This is a genomic window from Chitinophaga vietnamensis (assembly GCF_902167635.1).
Lineage (GTDB): Bacteria > Bacteroidota > Bacteroidia > Chitinophagales > Chitinophagaceae > Chitinophaga > Chitinophaga vietnamensis.
In genome coordinates this window covers 453,096-475,197 of sequence record NZ_CABHMS010000005.1, presented here as the reverse complement: position 1 = coordinate 475,197, position 22,102 = coordinate 453,096, and the positions used below count along the sequence as shown (strand labels likewise).

Genomic DNA, 22,102 nt, shown 5'->3' with positions numbered 1-22,102 from the left:
TTGTTAAACAGCATGATTAGAATCCAACGTTCACAGTGATACCCATGTTACGGATGAACGGTACCGCGCCGTATTCAGAGAATGCGGAGGTAGCGTTGTTACGTACTGCTTCAGGATTGATATGATCCGGCAGGTTGTTGAACAGGTAGCAGAGGTTGCGGCCTACGAGCGAAACACGGAGGCTGTTGAGTTTCCAGCGTTGTACCAGTTCGGTTGGCAGTGAGTAGCCCAGTGAAACTTCGCGCAGGGATACATAAGATGCATCGAATACAGAAGCTTCGCGGATACCGATACCCCAGTCGCCGATCATGCTGTAATATTGATAAGGAGTGAGCGGAGATACATAACCTTTGTCGTATGCTTCTCTGTAAGTCAGGCCATCAAGTACGATGTCTTTACCATCTTTATTGATAGTTGTTCCTTTCTGGAACACGCCATCCGGCAGCATGCCATCGTCGCGTTTAGCGCCGGAAGCATCAGTGTAGGTGATACCACCATGAGCGGCATCGCGGCCAAACTCGGTGTTGGCGGTAGTACCACGACCGGTACCGTATTGGTGGGAAGCAGAGAAGAAGTCGCCACCGATACGTGCCTGTACCAGTACGCCCAGTGTCCAGTTTTTGTACGTGAAGTTGTTAGCCAGGCCGAGGTTGAAGTCGGGTTGGATATTACCTACTACTGAATAGCCACGTACATATTTATAAGGTTGATCGGAACCGTTCAGTGTGATCATGGGACGGCCTTGTGCATCGCGGGTATAGCCGTAGTCGGTAACGAGGTCGCCATAAGCGCCGCCTACGTTAGCCACTGCACGTACGCCCTGATCTTCACTCAGCTGGTATTGGCTAACACCTGGAGCGAGCGCCAGGATTTTATTTCTGTTGCGACTGCCATTCAACGTTACATCCCAGGTGAAATTCTTCTTCTGGATTGGTGTACCATTGATCGCGATCTCTATACCTCTGTTCATCATCTTACCCGCGTTGATCATGCGCATAGATACACCTGTTTCAGGAGTGGTTTTCAATGAAATGATCTGGTCGTTGATAACAGTGCGATACCAGGCAAAGTCAAGGCCAAGGCGGTTATTGAAGAATCGCAGGTTAGTCCCGAATTCCCAGCTACCAGAAAGGGAAGGTACCAACTGGAGATTGGGTAAGATAGTCGGATTATAGAAGTTGATCAGTGGCAGGTTGTTATTGGTAGAGGCACCTCTGAAATAATCGGAGGTATAATAACCTGTATTGATGCTGTAAGGATCAGTATCACCACCAACAATTGCCCAGGAAGCGCGGAGTTTACCGTAACTCAGCCAGGAAGGTATTGACTCTTTCAGTGTCTGGGTGAATTCCCAGGCAGCACTCACAGAAGGATAAAAATAAGAGTTGGTAGTATGTCCTACGCCGGAACTGGGATAGGTAAGTGCAGATGACCAGTCGTTACGGCCGGTAACATCCAGGAACAGTTCATTGTTGTAAGCCAGGCTGGCAGCGAAGAACAGGGAGTTGATACGTTTGCGCAGCAGCGGATCGTTACTCACCCTTGCGGCGTTAATACTGTTGCTGATATCATACAGGAAAGGCATGCGTAAGCCGCCATCTGTATAGTTGTTGTATTGTTTACCGATTCCGCTGTTCCATGTTTCCGCGCCGAGTACGAGGTTACCATCGAATTTCTTACCGAGCTTCGGAGTGATGGTAGCCAAACCAGTGAAGGTGTATTGTGTTTTGTTTACACCTGCCTGTGAGTAGAAACCGTTGCTGCCGCCGAAGTTGGCGTCTGTGCCGGCTTCTTTGCGTTCGTCTGCGCTCTGCTCATTGCTGAAGTTAGCTTTCATGGTCAGGCGCAGCCAGTCGGTAGCGCTGGCGTTGATAGCGAAGTTACCCATGATGAGCGACTCCCTGCGCGTCCAGCTGTTATAAGCATTCTGGAAGAAATAATCTGCACCGGGGTGTGTGCTGAGGTTAGCACGGCCACCATTGACAGGATCAGTATAGTTTTCCGGACGGTTCCAGTAAGAAGGATCGTAGTTACGAGGGAATACATACACCCATTTACGGCCGATGTTGTAGCTGGTGTAGTCGCCGCCCTGACGGTCGGGGTTCAGTGTTTTACTGGTGGAGTAAGTAACACCTGCATCTGCGCTCAGCACTTTAGAGATCACAGAGGAACCGCGGAATGAGAAGGTGTTCCTGCCGAAGCTATTGTTCGGAGAAACGCTGTTGTTGTCGAGGTGGGAGTAAGACAAACGGAAAGTTCCTTTGTCGGAACCGCCTTCCACAGCAACGTTGGTATTGAAATATTTACCGGTTTGATACAGGTCGGTCACGTTGTTAGGACGTGGAACGAACTTGGCTTTGGAGCCATTTGCCAGTGTTACTTCGCGGCCATCCATTTTGGGACCGAAGCTGTAACCGCCGGCGGTGTTATCGTAGGTACCGTCAACGCCTTGTCCGTAGCTGTTCTGCATGGCTATCGGAGAGCGATATACCTGTTCGATTTGCGCGGTCTGACTAACGGTAACGCCTAAACCTTTTCTGGAAGTACCTTTTTTGGTGGTGATGAGGATGGCGCCGTTGATAGCGCGGGAGCCGTACAATGCAGTAGCGGCGGCGCCTTTCAGCACAGATACTGATTCGTAGTCATCCGGGTTGAAGTTCTTCAGTACGTTACCGAAGTTAACATCATTTGCTGTCACATCATTTTCGAAGATCACCCCGTCGATTACGAAGATGGGCTGGTCTTTACCGGTGAGTGATTTGGCGCCGCGGAGAATGATACGTGGAGCGGCCTGCGGACCACCGGCTGCGCCGGAGATATCCACGCCGGGCACCTTACCTTGCAAGGCAGCTACCGGGTTGATGGAGTTGGTTTTGGCTACTTCAGCACCTTTCAGTTCAGTAACGGCATATCCCAGTTTACGCTGTTCGCGTTTCATACCGAGTGCAGTTACCACTACTTCGTTCAGTTTCTGGTTATCTTCTTTCAAAACAATAGATAAAGTGCTCTGTCCATTTACGGGTACTTCCTGAACGGCGTATCCTATGTAAGACAGTACCAGTGTGGCATTGGGAGCTACCTGGATTTTGAAGGAACCATCGGCTACGGTCATGGCTCCATTGGTTGTTCCTTTTTCTTTCACTGTTACGCCTGGTAACAGCGTTCCTTTTTCATCTTTTACGGTTCCCGTAACAGCTTTCTTATCCTGCGCCCATGCAGTAATACAGCAGCATAAGAAAAGCAACGTGGTGAGAAGAAGTGATCTTCGCATAGCTTCCTTTTGGTTTAAATTATAACGAGTGAATCAGTCACATAAGTAAATAAACTCACGGTCAGCGCCTACCGGTGTATACTGAGTGTTGGCAGCAATACAGGTTAAGTTTGCGTGGTTTCCGTATCCTTAAAAAGCGTGCATGGAATTACTCCAATTGGCATATCTCATTTCATCTTTCGCTACAATACCAGTAGTAAAACGTTTTAGCAGACTACTAATAAAAAAAACCTGTATATCCCAAACTTCACTTTTTTTCATCTTCACGTACAAGTTTGCTCTTGATGTAAAAAATTATGGTCTCAAACTTAGGCATAATTGTTATACGGACAAAAAAGAATTAACATTTTTTTTATAATTGGTTAACACTTCGTTAATCGCGTTAAAATAATACGAAGGAAGAATAAAATAGTATAAGAAAGGGGCTGTGTGTACGTACACACAGCCCCTTTCTTATGTTATAGCAAAACTATTTTCCGTTTGCTGCACGTATAACGCCTGCCGCCACCACTTCATCAAATCCATGTTCATACCCTGCTACATCCCGCAGGTATTGCTGCACAGCGGCAGTTGCCCGGGCGTCCTTGTCCAGCGCGGACATAAAGGCTTTTTTCTTCAACGATATTTTAGTAGCAGTTCCATTCTCCACCAAGTAATAAGTACTCTCTTTCTTGTACTCATCGTAATTTTTGCCGGTCTGTATCATTCCTCTGTTCTCAAAATTGGCGTGCTCAAAAACTACTTTCACATCTTCTACCAGGGTGTATTTACCACCTGCCAACTGCTCATAAAATTTCTTTTGTCCATTGATCGTTATGTTCACAAATGCTTTTTCCACCTCACCCTGTTTCATGTGGAAAGCCTGGATATTGTTAGATTCCGGCGTATATGCCTTGCCATCTCCTCCTTCTATGATCAGCATATTTTTCTCCTGGTCGAGGTTAGCCCTGTAAACTACAGAACGTTTCACTGGCTTGTTCTCCATAGAATCTAGCTACATGTATCCCCATGATGAATACAGATAAGGGCTGCCCACCGTATTCTCTTTCGGAAGAAAAGTGGTGAGGGATTTACGGATTTGTGGATTTACGGATTTGTGGCCACAAATCCGTAAATCCACAAATCCGTAAATCCGTAAATAACCAAATCACTTGTTTTCTTTCGCAAAAGAAGAATCTCGCAGGATGAGTTGCAGCGGCAATACTACCTGCTGCAGGGCGTTTTGCGGATGGTTCAGTTCTTTCATCAATACAGAAACGATGTGCTGGCCGATATCCTGTACAGGCTGCGCTACGCAGGTGATAGCGGGGCTGTGCAGGCGGAAGATATCGTGGTCGTCGAAGCTCACCACGCCGATCGTTTTCCCGATCTCCATACCCATTGCACGGATGCTTTCAATGCCATAGATGCCGAGGTAGTTGGTGGCAAACAGTACAGCGTCTACATCTTTCACTGTACGGAGGAATTTTTTTATTTCTTCGTTGAAGCCTTGTCTGTCGAGGTCGAAGGGCAAGCGTTTCACCAATGTTTTACCGGTGGGCAGGTGATGATCTTTGAGGGCTTTGGTATAGCCTTCGAGGCGATCTTTCATCTGTACCTGGTCGGAGGTGGTAGTGATGTATACAATTTTCTTGTAGCCTTGCCGTGCGAGATGGTCGGTGGCATCGTAGGCGCCTTTGTAGTTATCCACCACTACATAGTTGGAAGGCACATGCGGAAAATAGCGGTCCATCAATACGATGGGCTTACCAGCGCTTTTGAGCAGCTCGATCTCTTTATCGAGATTTTTGGTAGGCGTGATGATGTAGCCATCTACCTGCCGGTATTTGAGTACTTCGAGCAGGCCACGGGCCTTTTCGGTATTGTCTTCCGTGCTGCCATAGAGTACTTTGTAACCGTATTTATCGGCCTCGTCTTCCACTACTTTGGCGAGGGTGGCGAAGAAGTTGTTGGCGATATCTTCCACGATAAGGCCGATGGTCTTGGTTTTTCCGGTACGCAGCCCGCGGGCGAGCTGGTTAGGTTTATATTTCAGCTTGCCGGCTATCTTCTGAATTTTCTTGCTTACCTGGTCGCTGATCCTTTTTTCCTTCGCTTTACCATTGAGTACAAAAGATACGGTTGTAGGAGATACTCCTGCCTGTTTTGCGATATCTTTGATAGAGATCCCTTTCATAGAAGTTATTGCTATATCGATTTAGCCCAGCGTAATTTACAAAATGAAAATTGAAATTTACATCAATTATTCCAAAACATCCTGCCGACTTACACATGAGGATCGTTTTTAATCCTTATGACCTTTTAATGTCATTTTCCCAGGAATGATATTTTTTTAACCAATTTTTAATAATTTGGCAACATTCATAGGGCTATTTGAGGATTTATGGATTTACGGATTTACGGATTTGTGGCCACAAATCCGTAAATCCGTAAATCCATAAATCCTCAAATAATCAGACAGTAGTTTTAAATTAATACATGAATGAAACCCATTCTTATTAAAGTTGGGGCTTTTGCCGATAACCAGATCACGATTATCGAAAGATGTGATCCGTATTTCAATACGCCGTTTCACTTCCATCCGGAGTGCGAGCTGGTTTATGTGACGGAAAGCCACGGGAAAAGGATTGTGGGAGATAGCATCGAGAGCTTTGAAGAAGGCGACATGGTGTTTCTGGGTCCGCACATACCGCATGTGTGGTATAATGATGAAGACTATTACAAGGGCGATGAACAACTGAAAGCCCGCTCTGTAGTTATTTATTTTCCGAAAGATATTTTCGGGGAGAAATTTTACGGGCTGCCGGAAACCAAAGCGCTCATTGACCTCTTCCATCGCGCACAGCGCGGCATGAAGATCACCGGCGCCACCTACGACAAACTCAAGCCGGAAATCCTCTCCCTCCCCCGCAAGGAAGGACTGGATCGCATCATCTCCCTGCTCAATATCCTCAAAACATTATCTGAAACGCGCGACTGCTACTACCTGGCAAGCACCGGCTATTCACATGCCTACAATGTAAAAGACAACCACAAGATCGATGAAGTGTTCAAATATGTGATGAACAACTTCTCAAAAGAGATCTCCCTGCAGGATGTAGCCAGCATCACTAATCTGTCGCCGCAGTCGTTCTGCCGCTTCTTTAAGAACCGCACCAAAAAATCATTTGTGCAGTTCCTCAACGAAGTACGCATCGGGCATGCCTGCAAGCGCCTCACCGAAGAAGATTGGTCGATCGCTGAAATCGCCTATTCATGCGGCTTTAAAAACCTCTCCAATTTTAACCGCTTTTTTAAAGAGATCGTTGGAAAGACGCCTAAAGAGTATAAGAACGAGTTACGCCTGAAAGAAGCAAACTAAGATAATTCTTAATTCAAAAATATTTCCTACTTTCATCATTGGTAATTTTATCAACCAAACCCATTTATACTCCTGTAATTTTCGATGTACAGCAGTTATTCAGATAACGAGTTAGTATCGCTGCTCAAAAGCGATAACAACGCTGCCTTCAATGCCATCTATGACCGGTACAGCAAAATGTTGTATTTATTCATCTACAGTAAACTGGATGCCGGAGAGATCAGCAAAGATGTGTTGCAAGACCTTTTCATCTCCCTCTGGGAAAAGCGTCATTCGCTTGTACTGAAAGAATCGTTGAAATCATACTTGTACCAGGCCGCCCGGCACAAGATCATCGATATCTACCGGAAAAATGCCACCTACCGCAAATACCTGCAACAGCTCATCGAACACTTTGATGCCCAGCCGCATTCCATTTCGGAAACGGTGGACTACAAAGCCCGCACCCAGGACCTGTTTGCAGCGATCAACCACCTGCCGGAACGCATGAAAGAAATATTCGTGCTCAGCAGATTCGAGAACCTCAGCGTAGAACAGATCGCTACCCACCTGGGGCTCTCACAACAAACCGTCAAAAACCAGATCACCAAAGCCTTGAAGATACTCAGAGCCAACTATGCACAAACGGATATGATATTGCTCGTAATATCCCTTATCCTCACTGCCGGAAAATTTTAAGCGTAAATAGTACTTTTTCCACGTTATCACGACTTATATCATCTAAAACGCTAACAGGTGGACACAGAACAGATTAAAATATTACTGGAGAAATACAACCAGGGAACCTGCTCAGCGGAAGAGGCGGAGATCATCGAGCAATGGTTTGAACGTATCAACCGCCACCAGTCTGTCATTGCAGACAATGCTGCCATCGACCGGCAGCTGGCCGACGTAAAACAACAACTCAACGAATATATTTCACCAGCCAGGCCCGCCAGGAACCTGCGCCCCTGGTATTATGCCGCTGCAGCAGCTATCGTACTGTTGGCAGCTGGCATCTTCTGGTTTAACAGATCATCTGATCATGCCGCTGCCAACAAACAGGTAGCGCAAGCCAGGATCAATCAAAGCAGCCGCATCATCCGCAACGGATTCCTGGAGATCACCACCGCCAGAGGCGCTACCGATACCATCACCCTGGCCGATGGCAGCTTCATCATGATCAACTCCGCCAGCAAGCTGCGCGTCCCGCAAACATTCAGCGGCAGCTCCCGCGATGTGTACCTGGATGAAGGCGAAGCCTTCTTCAACGCCGCACCCGACCCGGCCAATCGATTCACCGCACATAGCGGCGCACTCGCCACCACCGCGCTCGGCACCGCATTCAACGTACGCGCCTATGCCCACGAAAAAAGAATCACCGTGGCGCTCGTAAGCGGTAAAGTGAAGATCGATGAAGCCGGCCACCAGGAACAATCCATGATCCTCATGCCCAGTGAACAGCTCAGCTATGACCTGTCCTCGCTCGCCATGATCAAATCTACCTTCCACCAGGCCGACGATGTAAGCGGCTGGCGAAAAGGATATATTATATTCAAAGACGCACCCTACAGTGAAATTGTAACTGAACTCGAAAATCGTTTTGGCGTTACCGTTATCAACCAAAGCAATAAAAAGGAATGGCACTACAACGGATCTTTCAAAGATGAAAACCTGCAAGACATCCTGGACGTCATCAGCATTGCAAAATCACTATCCTACACCATTAAAAACGATACTATTTATCTGCAAAATAAAAATTAGGTCATATGAGGGTAAAGCCATGTCCCGTGAAATGGTTTGTATCCATGGGACTGATGCTGACGCTGTTGTTGGCCGGGAGCCTGAATACCATGACCAGCGCGATTACGCAAAGGCAGGACCCACCCGGGAACATCGTCGTCAGTATCCAGGTCAAAGACAAATACCTGGAAGATGTAATGACGGAAATTTCAGTGAAAACAGGGCTGAACTTTCACTACGACAAAACAGACCTGAACCTGAAGAAGAAAGTAACACTGAATTGTAACAAGACACCCATTGATGATGTATTAGCGTTATTAGAAGAACAGACCGGATTAAAGTTTACCCGAAAGAACAACAAGATCATTGTAGGAGTGGAAGATGATACCGGTACATCTATCTCCGTCGCGTTAGAAAAACATGTTTCACTAGAAAGAGATATCACAGGCACGGTACGCGATAGCAAAGGCACGCCGCTTCCGGGAGTTACCATACAGATCAAGAACAGCAACAAAGGCACGCAATCAGATGCTGACGCGAATTTCACAATAAAAGCAGGTCCAAGCGATGTTCTCCTATTCAGCTCAGTAGGGTTCCTGACCCGTGAGGTGACCGTTGGTTCCGGCAACGATCTCAATATCGTATTGCAGGAAAATATCCGCGCATTGAGCGAACTGGTGGTGACTGCACTGGGCATCCAGAAAAAATCCAGGGAACTGCCTTATGCCACACAACAGCTTAGCGGCGATGATATGTCGCTCGTAAAAGATGCCAATGCGATCAACAGTCTTAGCGGCAAAACAGCCGGCGTCACCATTACCCGCAGCGCCTCCGGCATTGGCGGCTCCGTGAGGGTAGTGTTGCGCGGCAACAAATCTACCCGCGAAAACCAACCGCTCTATATTGTGGATGGCGTGCCCTATGCCAACTTCACACCGGCACAACCGACCGATGTATGGGGACAGTCTAACAACATCATCGGCGCCGGCGGCCGCGATGGCGGCGATGGCATCGCCAATATCAACCCCGATGATATCGAAAGCATCAGCATCCTCAAAGGCGCTTCCGCCGCCGCTTTGTACGGCAGCCAGGCCGCCAATGGCGTCATCCTCATCACCACCAAAAAAGGAAAACCCGGCAGAAGTAAAATTGATGTATCATCAGATTTTACCATTGAAAAACCAGCGCTCCTCCCCGCCCTTCAATACCGCTACGCACAAACCGATACTCCGGGCGTAGACAGGGTAGGCACCCCGCAACCCGGATCACTCGGCAGCTGGGGCCGACCTATCCACGCACCCGATCACGTAAAAGACTTCTACAATACCGGCTCCACCTGGACCAACACCATCTCCTTCAGCGGCGGCACCGAAACCGCACAGAGTTATTTATCATACGCCAATACAACAAATAAAGGAATTTTGCCTACCAACCGCTTCGACAGGCATGCTATCAATTTCCGCGAAACGCTCAAGCTGCTGAACGATAAACTGGTGATGGACGCCAACGTGTCTTTCCTTGCGCAACAAACACATAACCGCCTCTCCTCCGGCCTTTACTACAGCCCCATTTCAGGGCTGTATGTATTTCCGCGGGGACAGAATTTCCGTGATTACGAAGATAATTTCGAGTATCTCGACAAAGACCGCAACCTCTATCTGCAAAACTGGTGGAACATCCGCAATGATAAAAACTGGATCGGGCAGGATGACCAGCAAAATCCCATGTGGGCGCTGCAACGCAATCTCCGCCTGGATTCCCGCTATCGTGGTATGGCTACCATCGCGCTGAACTGGCAGCTCAACAGCTGGCTGTCGCTCCAGGGCCGCGGCAGTTTTGACAAGTCGCTCGATCAATACGAGCTCGAAGCCTATGCCGGCACACAGGTGGTGCTCGCCGCTGCCAACGGCCGCTACACCCTCGAGAAAGAATTTAATACCCAGCTATATGGCGACCTGATGGTGAATGCTACCCGCAAGATCGGCGACTGGCTGCACATTGCAGGCAACATCGGCACCAGCATCACCGATGTGAAAGCGCATGACCGCACTTTCAATGGCGCCAATCCCAACGCCAGTCCGGGTTTGGCTTATCCCAACAAGTTCTCGGTATCCAATATCCTGAGCACTTCCATGGATGCCCAGCATTCGATAGACCAGAAACAATTACAGGCCCTCTTCGCCAATGCGCAACTGGGCTTCAGGAATTATCTCTTTCTCGATCTTACCGGTCGTAACGACTGGTCCAGCACTTTTGCATTCACACCCACGCTACATAAAGGCTACTTCTATTATTCGGCGGGCCTTTCCGCAATATGGAGCGATATCTTTAAAATGCCGCAACAGATAGACCTGTTGCGCACCCGCATCTCTTACGCCAAAGTGGGCAATGATATCGCGAGCTACTCTTCGCGGCCATCAGCCTTTACCATGCAAACCATTGCGGGCGTAACGCGCGTAGTGCTGAACCTGCGCACACCATATCCCGGCGTATTCCTGGCGCCGGAAGATAACCGCTCCTTTGAAGCCGGCATCGAAGCCCGGTTGTTGAAAAACCGCATCAGCGCGGATATTACTTTCTATAAAAACAACAACTACAAACAATACATGGAAGTGCCCGCCCCGCCTGGCTCTGGTTATCTCACCTATTATCTCAACATGGGAAATATACAGAATGCCGGATGGGAAGTAGTATTAACGCTAACGCCTATACGTAATAAAACGCTTAGCTGGAACAGTACCATCAATTATGCCAGCAACCGTAACAAGGTGATCAAGCTGAGTAATAACAACATCCCCGGCGCTGATGATACCAACACTTTTGTGCTCACCGAATTTGGCGTGAACATGTTCGGCTCCTTCATACAGGAGGGCGGTTCCTGGGGAGATATTTATTCCAACAAAGAACTGGTGACGAATGCCAAGGGGCAATATATCGTGGACGAGAACGGCAAACCCATGACCCGCAGCGCTTTCAAGAAAGTGGGCAATCCCAATCCCGACTTTACCCTTGGCTGGAACAACGGTATCGACTATCATAATTTTTCGCTCAACTTCCTCATCGATGGCCGTTTCGGCGGCAAGGTGATGAGCGTAACACAGGCCGTGCTCGACTGGTATGGCGTGAGCGAAAATACCGCCCGTGCCCGCGATGAAGGCGGCGTGAACATCAATGCAGTTTACAGCAACGGTACGCCTTTCAATAAAAAGATGGACGCCAAAACCTACTACACCACCATTGGCGGCAGGGCCGGTATTGGCGAGATGTATATGTACGACGCCACCAATATCCGCCTGCGGGAGCTGAGCCTCAGTTACCGCATCCCGCTGAAATGGAAATGGCTGCGCACCATGCGTGTAGGCGTGATCGGCAGGAACCTGTTTTTCTTCCACCTCCAGGCGCCTTTCGATCCGGAAGTATCGATGGGCACCGGCAACGGCCTGCAAGGCGTGGATGTATTCGGGCTGCCACCCGTGCGCAGCATGGGCCTTAACCTTAAACTCGGATTTTAAAATATTCACCCATGAAAAAGTGGAAACATGCATCGTTGTTATTAGTCGGGGCCGCTTTGCTGGGAAGCAGTTGTACCAAGCGTTTCGATGAGATCAACAAAAATCCGTATGATTTTGACGAAGAAGAGCTGAGAGCAGATTACCGCTTGATGGGAGAGCCGCTGTCGCAGGCGCAGCTCAACATCATCGTCTATAATTATCCGCCTACGGCGCAGTTACAACAGAACCTGAATGCAGATATCTTTTCGGGATATATGATGTCGCCCACACCTTTTGAAGGCAATATCAACAATACCAACTACGGCCTGCTCTACTACTGGAACGACAAACCCTGGACCATGGCCTATACCGGCCCGATGAAGTCCTGCGATTTCGCGATGCAGAAAGCTAAAGACAAATATCCGGATTTCTATGCGCTGGCACAGATCATCCGTGTAGAGGCCATGCACCGCGTCAGCGATATCTACGGTCCGATCATCTACACACATTATGGACAGGTCAATGAAGATAAAAGCATCGATTATGATACACAGCAGGAAGCGTATTACGCCTTCTTCAAAGACCTGGACCAGGCTATCAAGGTATTGACAGACTCCATTAAGAGCGGCGCCACGCAACGTTTTGCCGCCTTCGACCTCGTATACAAAGGCGATTACACCCAATGGGTGAAGTTCGCCAACACGCTGCGTTTGCGGCTGGCGATCCGTATTTCCGGCGTAGATCCGCAGAAAGCAAAGATGGAAGGAGAGGCGGCGCTCAATCATCCGCTGGGATTGTTGCAAACGCCGGATGATAATTTCGCGGTGAACATTTCTCCCGTTACCCATCCGCTCAACATCATGTGTTATACCTGGGCAGATATACGCATGAGCGCCCCGATGGAGTCCATCCTCACCGGTTATAGAGATCCGCGCCTGCAACGTTATTTTGTGCCCACCGATGAAGGGCCAGGCATCTATCATGGCATCCGCAATGGTATCAACATTCCGGCGAAAGAACAATATTCCGGTTTTTCCATGCTCACCCGTTTCGACAGCAAGATATTATTTATGGCTGCCGCAGAAGCCTGGTTTCTGAAGGCCGAAGCGGCGCTCAATGGCTGGAAAGGCGCCGGCGATGCCAGAAGTAATTACGAACAAGGTATCGCTACTTCCTTCAAACAATATAACCTCACTAACGCAGACGCCTATACGAATGACAATACCAGCAAACCCAATGCTTACGTAGACCCTACCAATCCGCAAAATAATGTGCCGCCCGGCGATCCGCATCTGAGCACCATCACCATCCAGTGGAATGATGCCGACCCGCTGCCACGCAAGCTGGAAAGGATCATCACACAAAAATGGATTGCCATGTTCCCCGACGGTCAGGAAGCCTGGAGCGAATTCCGGCGCACCGGCTATCCCAAATTATTTCCGGTGGTGATCAACAACAGTGGCGGTACCATTTCCACCGAAAAATTTATCCGGCGGCTGCCCTTCCCGCAAGCCGAACAAATCACCAACCCCAAAGCTGTGGCGCGCGCCCGGCAATGGCTCAAAGGCGATGATAATGGCGGCACACCGCTGTGGTGGGACCAACGCTAAGGATTGGCGGATTTTTTGATTTACGGATTTTTTGATTTGATTGGAGCGGAGATAAGCTCTTCTCCCTTTCAACAAGGATTTGCGGATTTTTTGATTTACGAATTTTTTGATTTGATTGAAGCGGAGATAAGCTCTTCTCCCTTTCAACTAAATTCATAAATCCGAAAATCAAAAAATCCGAAAATTTTTTTTCTCCCGATAGTACTTCTTCTCTCCTCACCCGACTACTTACCCGGAACAATTTCATGTAATGAGAAAACTATAAAGCCGGGATTCAAATACAGCAGCCGCAAACATCATGCAACCCGATAAGGGCCTCAAAAGGCCCAGGGGCAGGCTTTGACCTATGCTGACCAATTTAACGTGACGAATAATTTTCTGATCAATACAAATCCCATTTATTAACCAAACTAAAAAGGCAAGTATGAAAAAGAACCTACGCCTTATGAAAGTGTGTATGGCTGCCGGTATTGCCATCACTTCCATAATTGCAGACAATGCACAGGTGATGGCGGCGAGGTATGCTTACACTCCCACGCTTTCATTCCGTAGCATTTTCCAGGAAAAAGAAATAGCTGGTACGGTGCGCGATAGTAAAGGAAATGTGCTGCCTGGTGTAACGGTACAGATAAAAGGCACGGCACGCGGAACGCAAACAACTGGCGATGGCAAGTTCCACCTTAGCAACGTAAAAAGCAGCGACATACTGGTTTTCAGCTCTGTTGGCTTCGCACAGAAAGAAGTACCGGTAGGCGCCAATAGCGCCCTCACTGTAACCATGGACGATAACGTGAAGGGGCTGAACGAACTTGTGGTAACAGCTCTGGGCATCCAACGTAAAGCAAAAGAACTGACCTATTCCACACAGTCCGTAAAAAGTGAAGACCTCACCACCGTAAAAGAAAGCAACGTCGTGAACAGCCTCTCCGGAAAGATCTCCGGCTTGCAGGTCAACCGCAGCGCATCCGGTGTGGCAGGGTCTTCCAGGGTGATCCTTCGCGGACAGAAATCCATCCGCGAAAACCAGCCGCTGTATGTAGTAGACGGCGTACCCATCGCTAACTTCACCAGCGCGCAGCCTACTGACCTCTGGGGCCAGTCATCCGGCGCCTCTTCCGGTGGCCGGGACGGCGGCGATATTCTCAGCACCATCAACCCCGATGATATCGAAAGCGTGAATGTGCTCAAAGGCGCCTCTGCATCTGCCTTGTACGGTAGCCAGGCCGCCAATGGCGTGATCATGATCACCACCAAAAAAGGAAAGGCCGGCAATATGAAAGTGAACTACTCTTCCGATTTCACACTCGACCGCCCCTCGTACCGCCCCGATTTGCAGTTCTCCTACCTGCAAACCAACAAAGACAACCTGTATAGCTGGGGACCAAAAGGCAGCAGCCCGGATCACGTGAAACCCTTCTTCCAGAATGGTACTACATGGATCAACTCCATCAACCTCTCCGGTGGCACAGAAAAATCACAGACCTATTTTTCCTATTCCAATACTTCCAACAAAGGTATCCTGCCCACCAGCAAGTTCTATCAGCATACCGTCAATTTCAGGGAGAATGCCAACTTCTTCAATGATAAACTGAACATCGATGCGAATGTGCTGGCCACCACGCAGAATGCGCACAACAGGCCCTCTTCCGGCTTGTATTACAACGCGCTCACCGGCCTGTACCTGTTTCCACGCGGACTGAATTTCGATGATTACAAAAATAATTTCGAATACTTCTCTCCCACCCGTAACATGTACATGCAAAACTGGTGGAACATCAACTACGACCAGGGTAAAGGTGGTCAGGATTCCCAACAAAATCCTTACTGGATACTCAACAGGAATATAACAGAGAACAGGAAAGACAATATCATCGCCTCATTGACCCTGCGTTACAAACTCACCGACTGGCTCAGTATCCAGGCGAGAGGCAATGCCAACAAGTCATGGGACAAATATGAGCTGAAAGCCAATGCAGGCACACAAACCACCATTGCTGATGCAAACGGTCGCTATACCTATGATTATATTACCAGCACCCAGTACTACGGCGATCTGTTGTTATTGGGTAACACAAAGCTGTCTGACAAATTCGGCCTGAACTTCACTGCCGGTACCAGCATCACCGACCTGAAACAGGATCGTACTTTCCTGGATTCAAAAGATGGCGACCTCGCCTTTGCGAATGTGTTCCACATCGGTAACCTCAACCTGAATCCCGCGACCAAAGTGAAACCTGACGGGTTGAGAAGGCAGCTGCAATCTGTCTTCGCTACCGCAGGCATCAACTTCAGCGAAAAAGTATTCCTCGATCTGACCGCACGTAACGACTGGTCATCTACCCTGGCGTATACGCCCAACATGAAAAAGGGATATCTCTATTATTCCGCAGGTTTGAACACTATCCTCAGCGATGTGTTTAAAATGCCGGCATTCATCGATTATTCCAAACTGCGTTTGTCTTACGCCAAAGTGGGTAACGACGTAGCGCCCTTTGCTACCCTGCCTACCAACATCATCGCTTCAGGAACGCTGACCTCCAATGTTTCCGGCGCCTATCTCAATCAGCCACTGAAGCCGGAAATGACTACCTCCGTTGAAATCGGTACAGAGTGGAGATTCCTGGATAACAGGCTGAACTTCGATTTCACCTGGTATAATTCACATACCAAAGATCAATATTTTGATTTCCGTATCTCCAGCGGCTTCCTGTATCCGAATGCTTTCGTGAATGCAGGTAATGTGCGCAACACCGGTATAGAAGCTACGCTCGGCTACCAGGTCATCAAACAAAAAGACCTGAGCTGGACCACCACCTTTAACTTCACCCGTAACAAGAACACCATCATAGAACTGGCGCCGCAGCTGAAAGGCGATTACATCATCACGCCCAAAGGCGACAACGTAAACAACTATGCGTTGATGCTGCATGAAGGCAGTTCTTTCGGAGACATCTATGGCAAGGCCTTCAAACGCGCTGCAGACGGCTCTATTCTTGTTGAAGACAATGGCAAGCCTATCCCTGCTGATGGCGCCCTCACCTTCCTCGGCAATCCCACACCGAAATTCCTGTTGGGATGGAACAACAGCTTCAGCTGGAAACAGTTCAGCCTCAACTTCCTGATCGACGGCCGTTTCGGCGGTAAAGTGATGAGCGTTACACAAGCCATGCTGGATGAATACGGCGTATCCAAAGCCACTGCCGATGCCCGCGACAATGGCGGCGTAAGCATCAATGCCACCACCGTTTCCGGCGGCAAATTCAGCGGCAAGATACCCGCAGATGTGTTCTACGGTACTGTTGGCGGTCGCGCCGGTATCACTGAATATTATATGTACGATGCTACCAATATCCGCTTGAGAGAGCTGGCTATCGGCTACACTATTCCTTTACGCACTTCAGCAATCAAAAGCCTGAAAGTAGGACTGGTAGGCCGTAACCTCTTCTTCTTCACGAAGAAAGCGCCTTACGATCCTGAGCTGAGCATGAGTACAGACAATGGTTTACAGGGTGTAGATGTATTTGGCCTGCCTGCTACCCGCAGCTTCGGCCTTAATCTGAAACTGTCCCTTTAATCCGATTCAGAACCACTAATAACAAAAGCCATGAACTATAAATCATTCAAGATAGCTGCTCTGGCCCTCGCGGCGCTGCTCAGCATGGGCAGTTGTACCAAGAACTTCGAGGATATCAACAAAAATCCTTACGGTTCTACAGACAAAGACCTCGAACCTGATTTCGCCATTGTGGCCGCACAGCTGCAACAGGCGCAACGCAGCATCTACCTGTATCAGCCGGTGCCTTCCTTCCAGCTGCAACAGAACCTCCTCGGCGATGTTTTCGGCGGATATATGATGTCGGCTACACCCTTTGCAGGCAACAGCAATAACCTGAACTATAACCTGCTCGATGGATGGACCAGCGCCTCCTTCACCATCGCTTATGCGAATGTGATGAACCCTTGCTACAAAGCGGGTAATTTCTCCAAAGACAAAAACTTCCCCGACGCCTACGCCATGTCCAAAATACTGCGCGTAGAAGCCATGCACCGTGTCAGTGATATCTTTGGACCTATCATCTACACAAAATATAATGTGCCCAATGCAGAAGGTGGTGTTGATTTTGATGCACAGAAAGATGCCTACTATGCATTTTTTGCTGATCTGAAAGAAGCCATCGATATCCTCACGCCGCTGGCAGGCAAACCTTCCAGCGTATTGTTCAGCAAAGCCGACCTCGTATATGGCGGCAGTTATGCACAATGGCTGAAATTCGCCAACACCCTGCGTTTGCGCCTGGCGCTGCGCGTAGTGAAGATCGATCCTGCGAAAGCAAAAACAGAAGGCGAAGCTGCCCTCGCCAATGCCGGCGGCCTGCTCACCAGCGCCAGCGATAATTTCCTTGTTGACATCGGCGCTACCACGCATCCACTGAACACCATCAACAATTCCTGGGATGATATCCGCATGGGCGCTCCTTTAGAGTCTATCCTCGGCGGCTACAACGATCCGCGCCTGCCCAAGTATGTATTGCCTGCCACCGATCCTAAAGTAGCCGGCACTTTCAAAGGCATCCGCAATGGTATCGATATCGATGCGAAAGAACGGTATGTAGGTTATTCCAAGCTCGTCACCTTCCCCAGCAAGATTTTGCTGATGACTGCCGCAGAGGCCTGGTTCCTCAAAGCAGAAGCCGCCCTCCGCGGATGGGCTAACGCCGGCGATCCTAAATCCAATTACGAAAGTGGTATCAGCACTTCGTTTGATCAATATGGTTTGAGCGCACAGGCAGCTGCCTATATCAATAACAGTACGCTCACACCCGCGCCCTACAAAGATCCCAAGGCCATCACGGCGGGCGCCAACGATGTGCTGACCGGCTCGCCCTACCTGAGCACCATCACCATCAAATGGGATGCTGCCGCTCCGTTTGAAACAAACCTCGAACGTATCATCACCCAGAAATGGATCGCCATGTATCCCGAAGGGGAAGAAGCCTGGTCCGAATTTCGCCGGACCGGCTATCCCAAACTGTTCCCTGTTGTGATCAACAACAGCGGCGGCAAAATCAGCACCACTGATTTCGTTCGCAGGGCGCAGTTCCCGAGCAACGAGTACTCCACCAACAATGCAGCGGTACTCCGCGCCATCCAAACTTTAAGTGTACAGAAAGACGTAGGAGGCACACACCTCTGGTGGGATCCGGTACACTAATCAACAATGTCTTATTTTGAATCGCGTGCATAAAAATCGATGCCGGTCCTGTTGAGGACCGGCTTTTTCATTTAGGGATTTCTTGATTTACGGATTTCTTGATTTAGGGATTTGAGAATTTAAATTCCCATGAAGATTTACATGGAATTTAAATTCTCAAATCCCTAAATCAAAAAATCCCTAAATATTCTATAGTACCATCACTCTCTTCATACGACTCCTCTACATCGGCCTATACAGCATGTAACTGACACGACTATACGAAAATGTCCATTCATTTATCAAACCAAAATTTTAAAACAAGGCAAGTATGAAAAGAAACCTACGCCTCATGAAAGCATGCGTTGCTACCGGGCTTGCGCTCAGCACGGTGATAACGGAAAATGCGTATGCTGCAGTAGCCGCCACCACTGCACATTCCAGCGCATGGCATGCGAACTTCCAACAAAAGGATGTACATGGTACTGTCAAAGACAGTAAAGGCTCTCCTTTACCCGGCGTTACTGTAATCGTGAAAAATACGGGCAAAGGCACCCAGGCAAATGCAAACGGACAATACAAGATCGCCGCCAAAGCCGGCGATGTACTGGTATTCCGCTTCGTAGGATTTACCGTTAAAGAAGTAACAGTAGGCAGCGACGACGAAATGAACATCACCCTGGAAGAAGGTTCCACCGGCCTCAATGAACTGGTAGTAACCGCACTGGGCATCAAGAAAGAAGAGAAAAGCGTTGGCTATGCCATCACCAAAGTGAAAGGCGGCGACTTCACCCAGGCCCGCGAGATCAACGTAGGTAATGCCCTCGTTGGTAAAGTAGCCGGCGTAAACAGCTCGGCCCCTGCAACCGGCCCTGGTGGCTCTTCCCGCGTCACCATCCGTGGTAACTCCTCCCTCTCTTTCAACAACCAGCCACTGTATGTAGTGAACGGCATCCCGCTCAACAACGACAACCAGGGCAACCCCGGTATGTATGGCGGCGCCGACTATGGCGATGGCATCTCCAGCATCAACCCGGATGATATCGAAGATATGACCGTATTGAAAGGTGGCGCCGCCGCCGCATTGTACGGCCAACGCGGTATCAACGGCGTAATCCTCATCACCACCAAATCAGGCAAGGCGCGTAAAGGCATCGGCATTGAAGTGAACAGCAACATGACCATCGATAAAGTGCACGACTACCGCGACTTCCAGGACGTATACGGCCAGGGCACGCTGGGCGCGCGTCCTACAGATGCTACCAGCGGCATCAGAACGGGCATGTCGTCATGGGGCGCGAAACTCGATGGCCAGCCTGCCTATTACTTCGATGGCCAACAACGTCCTTACAGCAAGGAAAGTCAGCATAACTTCAAAGACTTCTATCGCACCGGTTCCACCATTACCAATACGGTGGCCTTCTCCGGCGGTAATGAAGCTACTACCTTCCGCGTATCGCTCGGCGATCTCCGCAACCTGGGCGTATATCCCGGCGCTTACTATAAACGTAACAACGCCAACATCGACCTCGGATTTAAATTAAGTCCGAAATGGTCCGGACAAGCCAACATCACATATGTGAAAGAAAGAGCTAACCGCGCCAATGTGAGCGATGCACCTGGTAACGGTAACTTCGCCATCATGTTCCTGCCGCCGAACGTAAGAGCCAATCTCCTCGCACCAGGATGGGATCCGCTCACCGGCGCAGAAACACAATACAGCGACAACCAGTATAATACCAATCCCTACTTCGCTGCCGCTAAATTCTCTAACAAAACAAACAAAGACAGGATGATGGGCATGGCTAGTCTCCGCTACCAGGCTACCGACTGGCTGTATGTGCAAGGCCGCGTTACCAACGACTTCTTCGCCTTCAACGCGCAGAGCATCTGGCCCACGGGTACCGCATTCAAACCTACCGGTAAACTGTACCAGGACCTTACCCGCAATTTCAATGAGCTCAATACCGACGTACTCGTAGGCCTCAACAAAACTGTTGCCCGCGATTTCAATATCGGTGTTACTGCCGGCGCCAACTTCATGCGCCAGGACGCCAAAGAAATTGATATGAATGCCGACGGCCTCGCATATGCCAACCTCTACAACCCGAGCACTGCCAGCGCCAGAAACGTAAATATCAGCACGCCTACCAAAGAAGTACATTCTGTGTACGGATCATTGGAGCTGTCTTATAAAAGCACCTTGTTCCTGACCCTGACGGATCGTAACGACTGGTCCAGTTCATTGCCTGCCAGGAACAACTCTTACAACTATCCATCTATCAATGCCTCTTATCTCTTCTCCGAAACCCTGCAATTGCCATGGCTCAACTTCGGTAAGATCAGAGCGGGTTACTCACAGGTGGGTGGCGACGCGCAGCCTTTCAAAACACAGCTGTACTACGGCGCTATGGGCGCTATCGGCGGCAACCCGATCGCCGACCTGCCTTCTGAAATCCCGAATGCAAACCTCGAACCACTGAAAGTGAAAGAGGCGGAAATCGGTGCTCAACTGGGTTTCTTCAAAAATCGTTTATCCGTTGACGTTGCTGTGTATAAAAAACAAACACTGAACGATATCGTATCCGGTACCGTATCTATCACTTCCGGCTACCTGACCAGGCTGCTGAACGTAGGTAAAATAGAAAACAAAGGTATTGAACTGATGGTATCTGTAGTGCCTGTGAAAACTACTGACTTCACCTGGACCACCAGCTTCAACTATACCAACAACAAAAATACCGTACTGCAACTCGCTGCCGGCCAGGCGGACATGCAGATGGATCAATCACGCACCACCAACGCCTATATCAAACATGTAGTAGGCTTGCCGATTGCGCAGGTGATGGCATTTGATTACCTGAGAGACGCCAAAGGCAACCTGGTACTGGATAACGGCCTTCCACAGCAAGGTGCGCTCACCCCGAGAGGTACCGGCGTGGCGCCCGTATCCGGCGGTTGGAACAACGAATTTGTATACAAACGTTTCGGTCTCTCTTTCCTCATCGATTATAAAAATGGCGGTGTACTGTATTCCGGTACTAACGCTAACGCCTACACTTTCGGCCTGCAGAAGGAAACCCTCGCAGGCAGGGAAGGCGGCGTAACGGTGAAAGGTGTGGATGCCAGTGGCAACGAAGTATCTAAAACGGTAGATGCACAAACTTACTACGGCCGCCTGTCTACCATCTCTGCTTTGCAGGTATACAGCTCGGACTTTATCAAGTTCCGTTCTGTAAGTCTTACCTATAACATCCCGGGAAGCGCCTTCAACCACAAGATTGCCGGCTTGGGAGTATCGCTGGTAGCCAGGAACCTGTTCTACATCTCCAAACATACGCCCAACATCGATCCTGAATCTTCCTACAACAACTCCAACTCACAAGGTCTGGAATACGCCGGCGTGCCTACTACCAAATCTATCGGTGTAAATCTGAATGTAAAATTCTAAAAAGA

11 protein-coding genes are annotated in these 22,102 nt (G+C 49.1%); 8 read left to right on the top strand and 3 right to left on the bottom strand.

The genetic code is table 11. The features are described from left to right. Positions 1-16: 16 nt before the first annotated feature. From FPG75_RS16240 to FPG75_RS16230, 3 genes are all read right to left on the bottom strand, one after another. Complete coding sequence (locus FPG75_RS16240) at positions 17-3,271, bottom strand: SusC/RagA family TonB-linked outer membrane protein (protein ID WP_143307905.1); 3,255 nt, start codon at positions 3,269-3,271, stop codon at positions 17-19. Positions 3,272-3,740: 469 nt separating this feature from the next. After that, on the bottom strand, positions 3,741-4,256 hold the full coding sequence (locus tag FPG75_RS16235; RefSeq protein ID WP_143307904.1) for a hypothetical protein: 516 nt from the start codon (positions 4,254-4,256) through the stop codon (positions 3,741-3,743). Positions 4,257-4,418: 162 nt separating this feature from the next. Then, on the bottom strand, positions 4,419-5,447 hold the full coding sequence (locus FPG75_RS16230) for a LacI family DNA-binding transcriptional regulator (RefSeq protein ID WP_143307903.1): 1,029 nt from the start codon (positions 5,445-5,447) through the stop codon (positions 4,419-4,421). A gap of 306 nt (positions 5,448-5,753) precedes the next feature. Between FPG75_RS16230 and FPG75_RS16225 the strand changes: the two genes are divergently transcribed. From FPG75_RS16225 to FPG75_RS16190, 8 genes are all read left to right on the top strand, one after another. Beyond that, a complete protein-coding gene (locus tag FPG75_RS16225; protein WP_143307902.1) occupies positions 5,754-6,632 on the top strand; it encodes an AraC family transcriptional regulator in 879 nt (292 codons plus the stop codon). 84 nt (positions 6,633-6,716) lie between these two features. After that, positions 6,717-7,310, top strand: coding sequence for an RNA polymerase sigma factor (locus FPG75_RS16220; protein ID WP_143307901.1), 594 nt, complete (start codon positions 6,717-6,719; stop codon positions 7,308-7,310). Between the two features lie 57 nt (positions 7,311-7,367). Next, positions 7,368-8,375 carry a FecR family protein gene (locus tag FPG75_RS16215; protein ID WP_143307900.1) on the top strand — a complete coding sequence of 336 codons (1,008 nt, stop codon included), beginning with the start codon at positions 7,368-7,370 and terminating at the stop codon, positions 8,373-8,375. A gap of 5 nt (positions 8,376-8,380) precedes the next feature. After that, complete coding sequence (locus FPG75_RS16210) at positions 8,381-11,866, top strand: SusC/RagA family TonB-linked outer membrane protein (protein ID WP_143307899.1); 3,486 nt, start codon at positions 8,381-8,383, stop codon at positions 11,864-11,866. Positions 11,867-11,877: 11 nt separating this feature from the next. Further along, positions 11,878-13,455: a RagB/SusD family nutrient uptake outer membrane protein gene (locus tag FPG75_RS16205; RefSeq protein ID WP_143307898.1), complete on the top strand. Its 1,578-nt coding sequence runs from the start codon at positions 11,878-11,880 to the stop codon at positions 13,453-13,455. A 424-nt stretch (positions 13,456-13,879) separates the two neighbouring features. Continuing rightward, positions 13,880-17,029, top strand: a complete 3,150-nt coding sequence (locus FPG75_RS16200) for a SusC/RagA family TonB-linked outer membrane protein (protein WP_143307897.1) — start codon at positions 13,880-13,882, stop codon at positions 17,027-17,029. Positions 17,030-17,059: 30 nt separating this feature from the next. Further along, positions 17,060-18,667, top strand: coding sequence for a SusD/RagB family nutrient-binding outer membrane lipoprotein (locus FPG75_RS16195; protein ID WP_143307896.1), 1,608 nt, complete (start codon positions 17,060-17,062; stop codon positions 18,665-18,667). 310 nt (positions 18,668-18,977) lie between these two features. Beyond that, the gene (locus tag FPG75_RS16190) at positions 18,978-22,097 is read left to right on the top strand and encodes a SusC/RagA family TonB-linked outer membrane protein (RefSeq protein WP_143307895.1); all 3,120 of its coding nucleotides are present in this window, start codon (positions 18,978-18,980) and stop codon (positions 22,095-22,097) included. Positions 22,098-22,102 lie beyond the last annotated feature (5 nt).

Coding starts and splice junctions, on each gene's coding strand:
- FPG75_RS16230 (WP_143307903.1), bottom strand. CDS start 5,447: ATGAAAGGGATCTCTATCAAAGATATCGCAAAACAGGCAGGAGTATCT.
- FPG75_RS16190 (WP_143307895.1), top strand. CDS start 18,978: ATGAAAAGAAACCTACGCCTCATGAAAGCATGCGTTGCTACCGGGCTT.
- FPG75_RS16240 (WP_143307905.1), bottom strand. CDS start 3,271: ATGCGAAGATCACTTCTTCTCACCACGTTGCTTTTCTTATGCTGCTGT.
- FPG75_RS16220 (WP_143307901.1), top strand. CDS start 6,717: ATGTACAGCAGTTATTCAGATAACGAGTTAGTATCGCTGCTCAAAAGC.
- FPG75_RS16205 (WP_143307898.1), top strand. CDS start 11,878: ATGAAAAAGTGGAAACATGCATCGTTGTTATTAGTCGGGGCCGCTTTG.
- FPG75_RS16195 (WP_143307896.1), top strand. CDS start 17,060: ATGAACTATAAATCATTCAAGATAGCTGCTCTGGCCCTCGCGGCGCTG.
- FPG75_RS16200 (WP_143307897.1), top strand. CDS start 13,880: ATGAAAAAGAACCTACGCCTTATGAAAGTGTGTATGGCTGCCGGTATT.
- FPG75_RS16225 (WP_143307902.1), top strand. CDS start 5,754: ATGAAACCCATTCTTATTAAAGTTGGGGCTTTTGCCGATAACCAGATC.
- FPG75_RS16235 (WP_143307904.1), bottom strand. CDS start 4,256: ATGGAGAACAAGCCAGTGAAACGTTCTGTAGTTTACAGGGCTAACCTC.
- FPG75_RS16210 (WP_143307899.1), top strand. CDS start 8,381: ATGAGGGTAAAGCCATGTCCCGTGAAATGGTTTGTATCCATGGGACTG.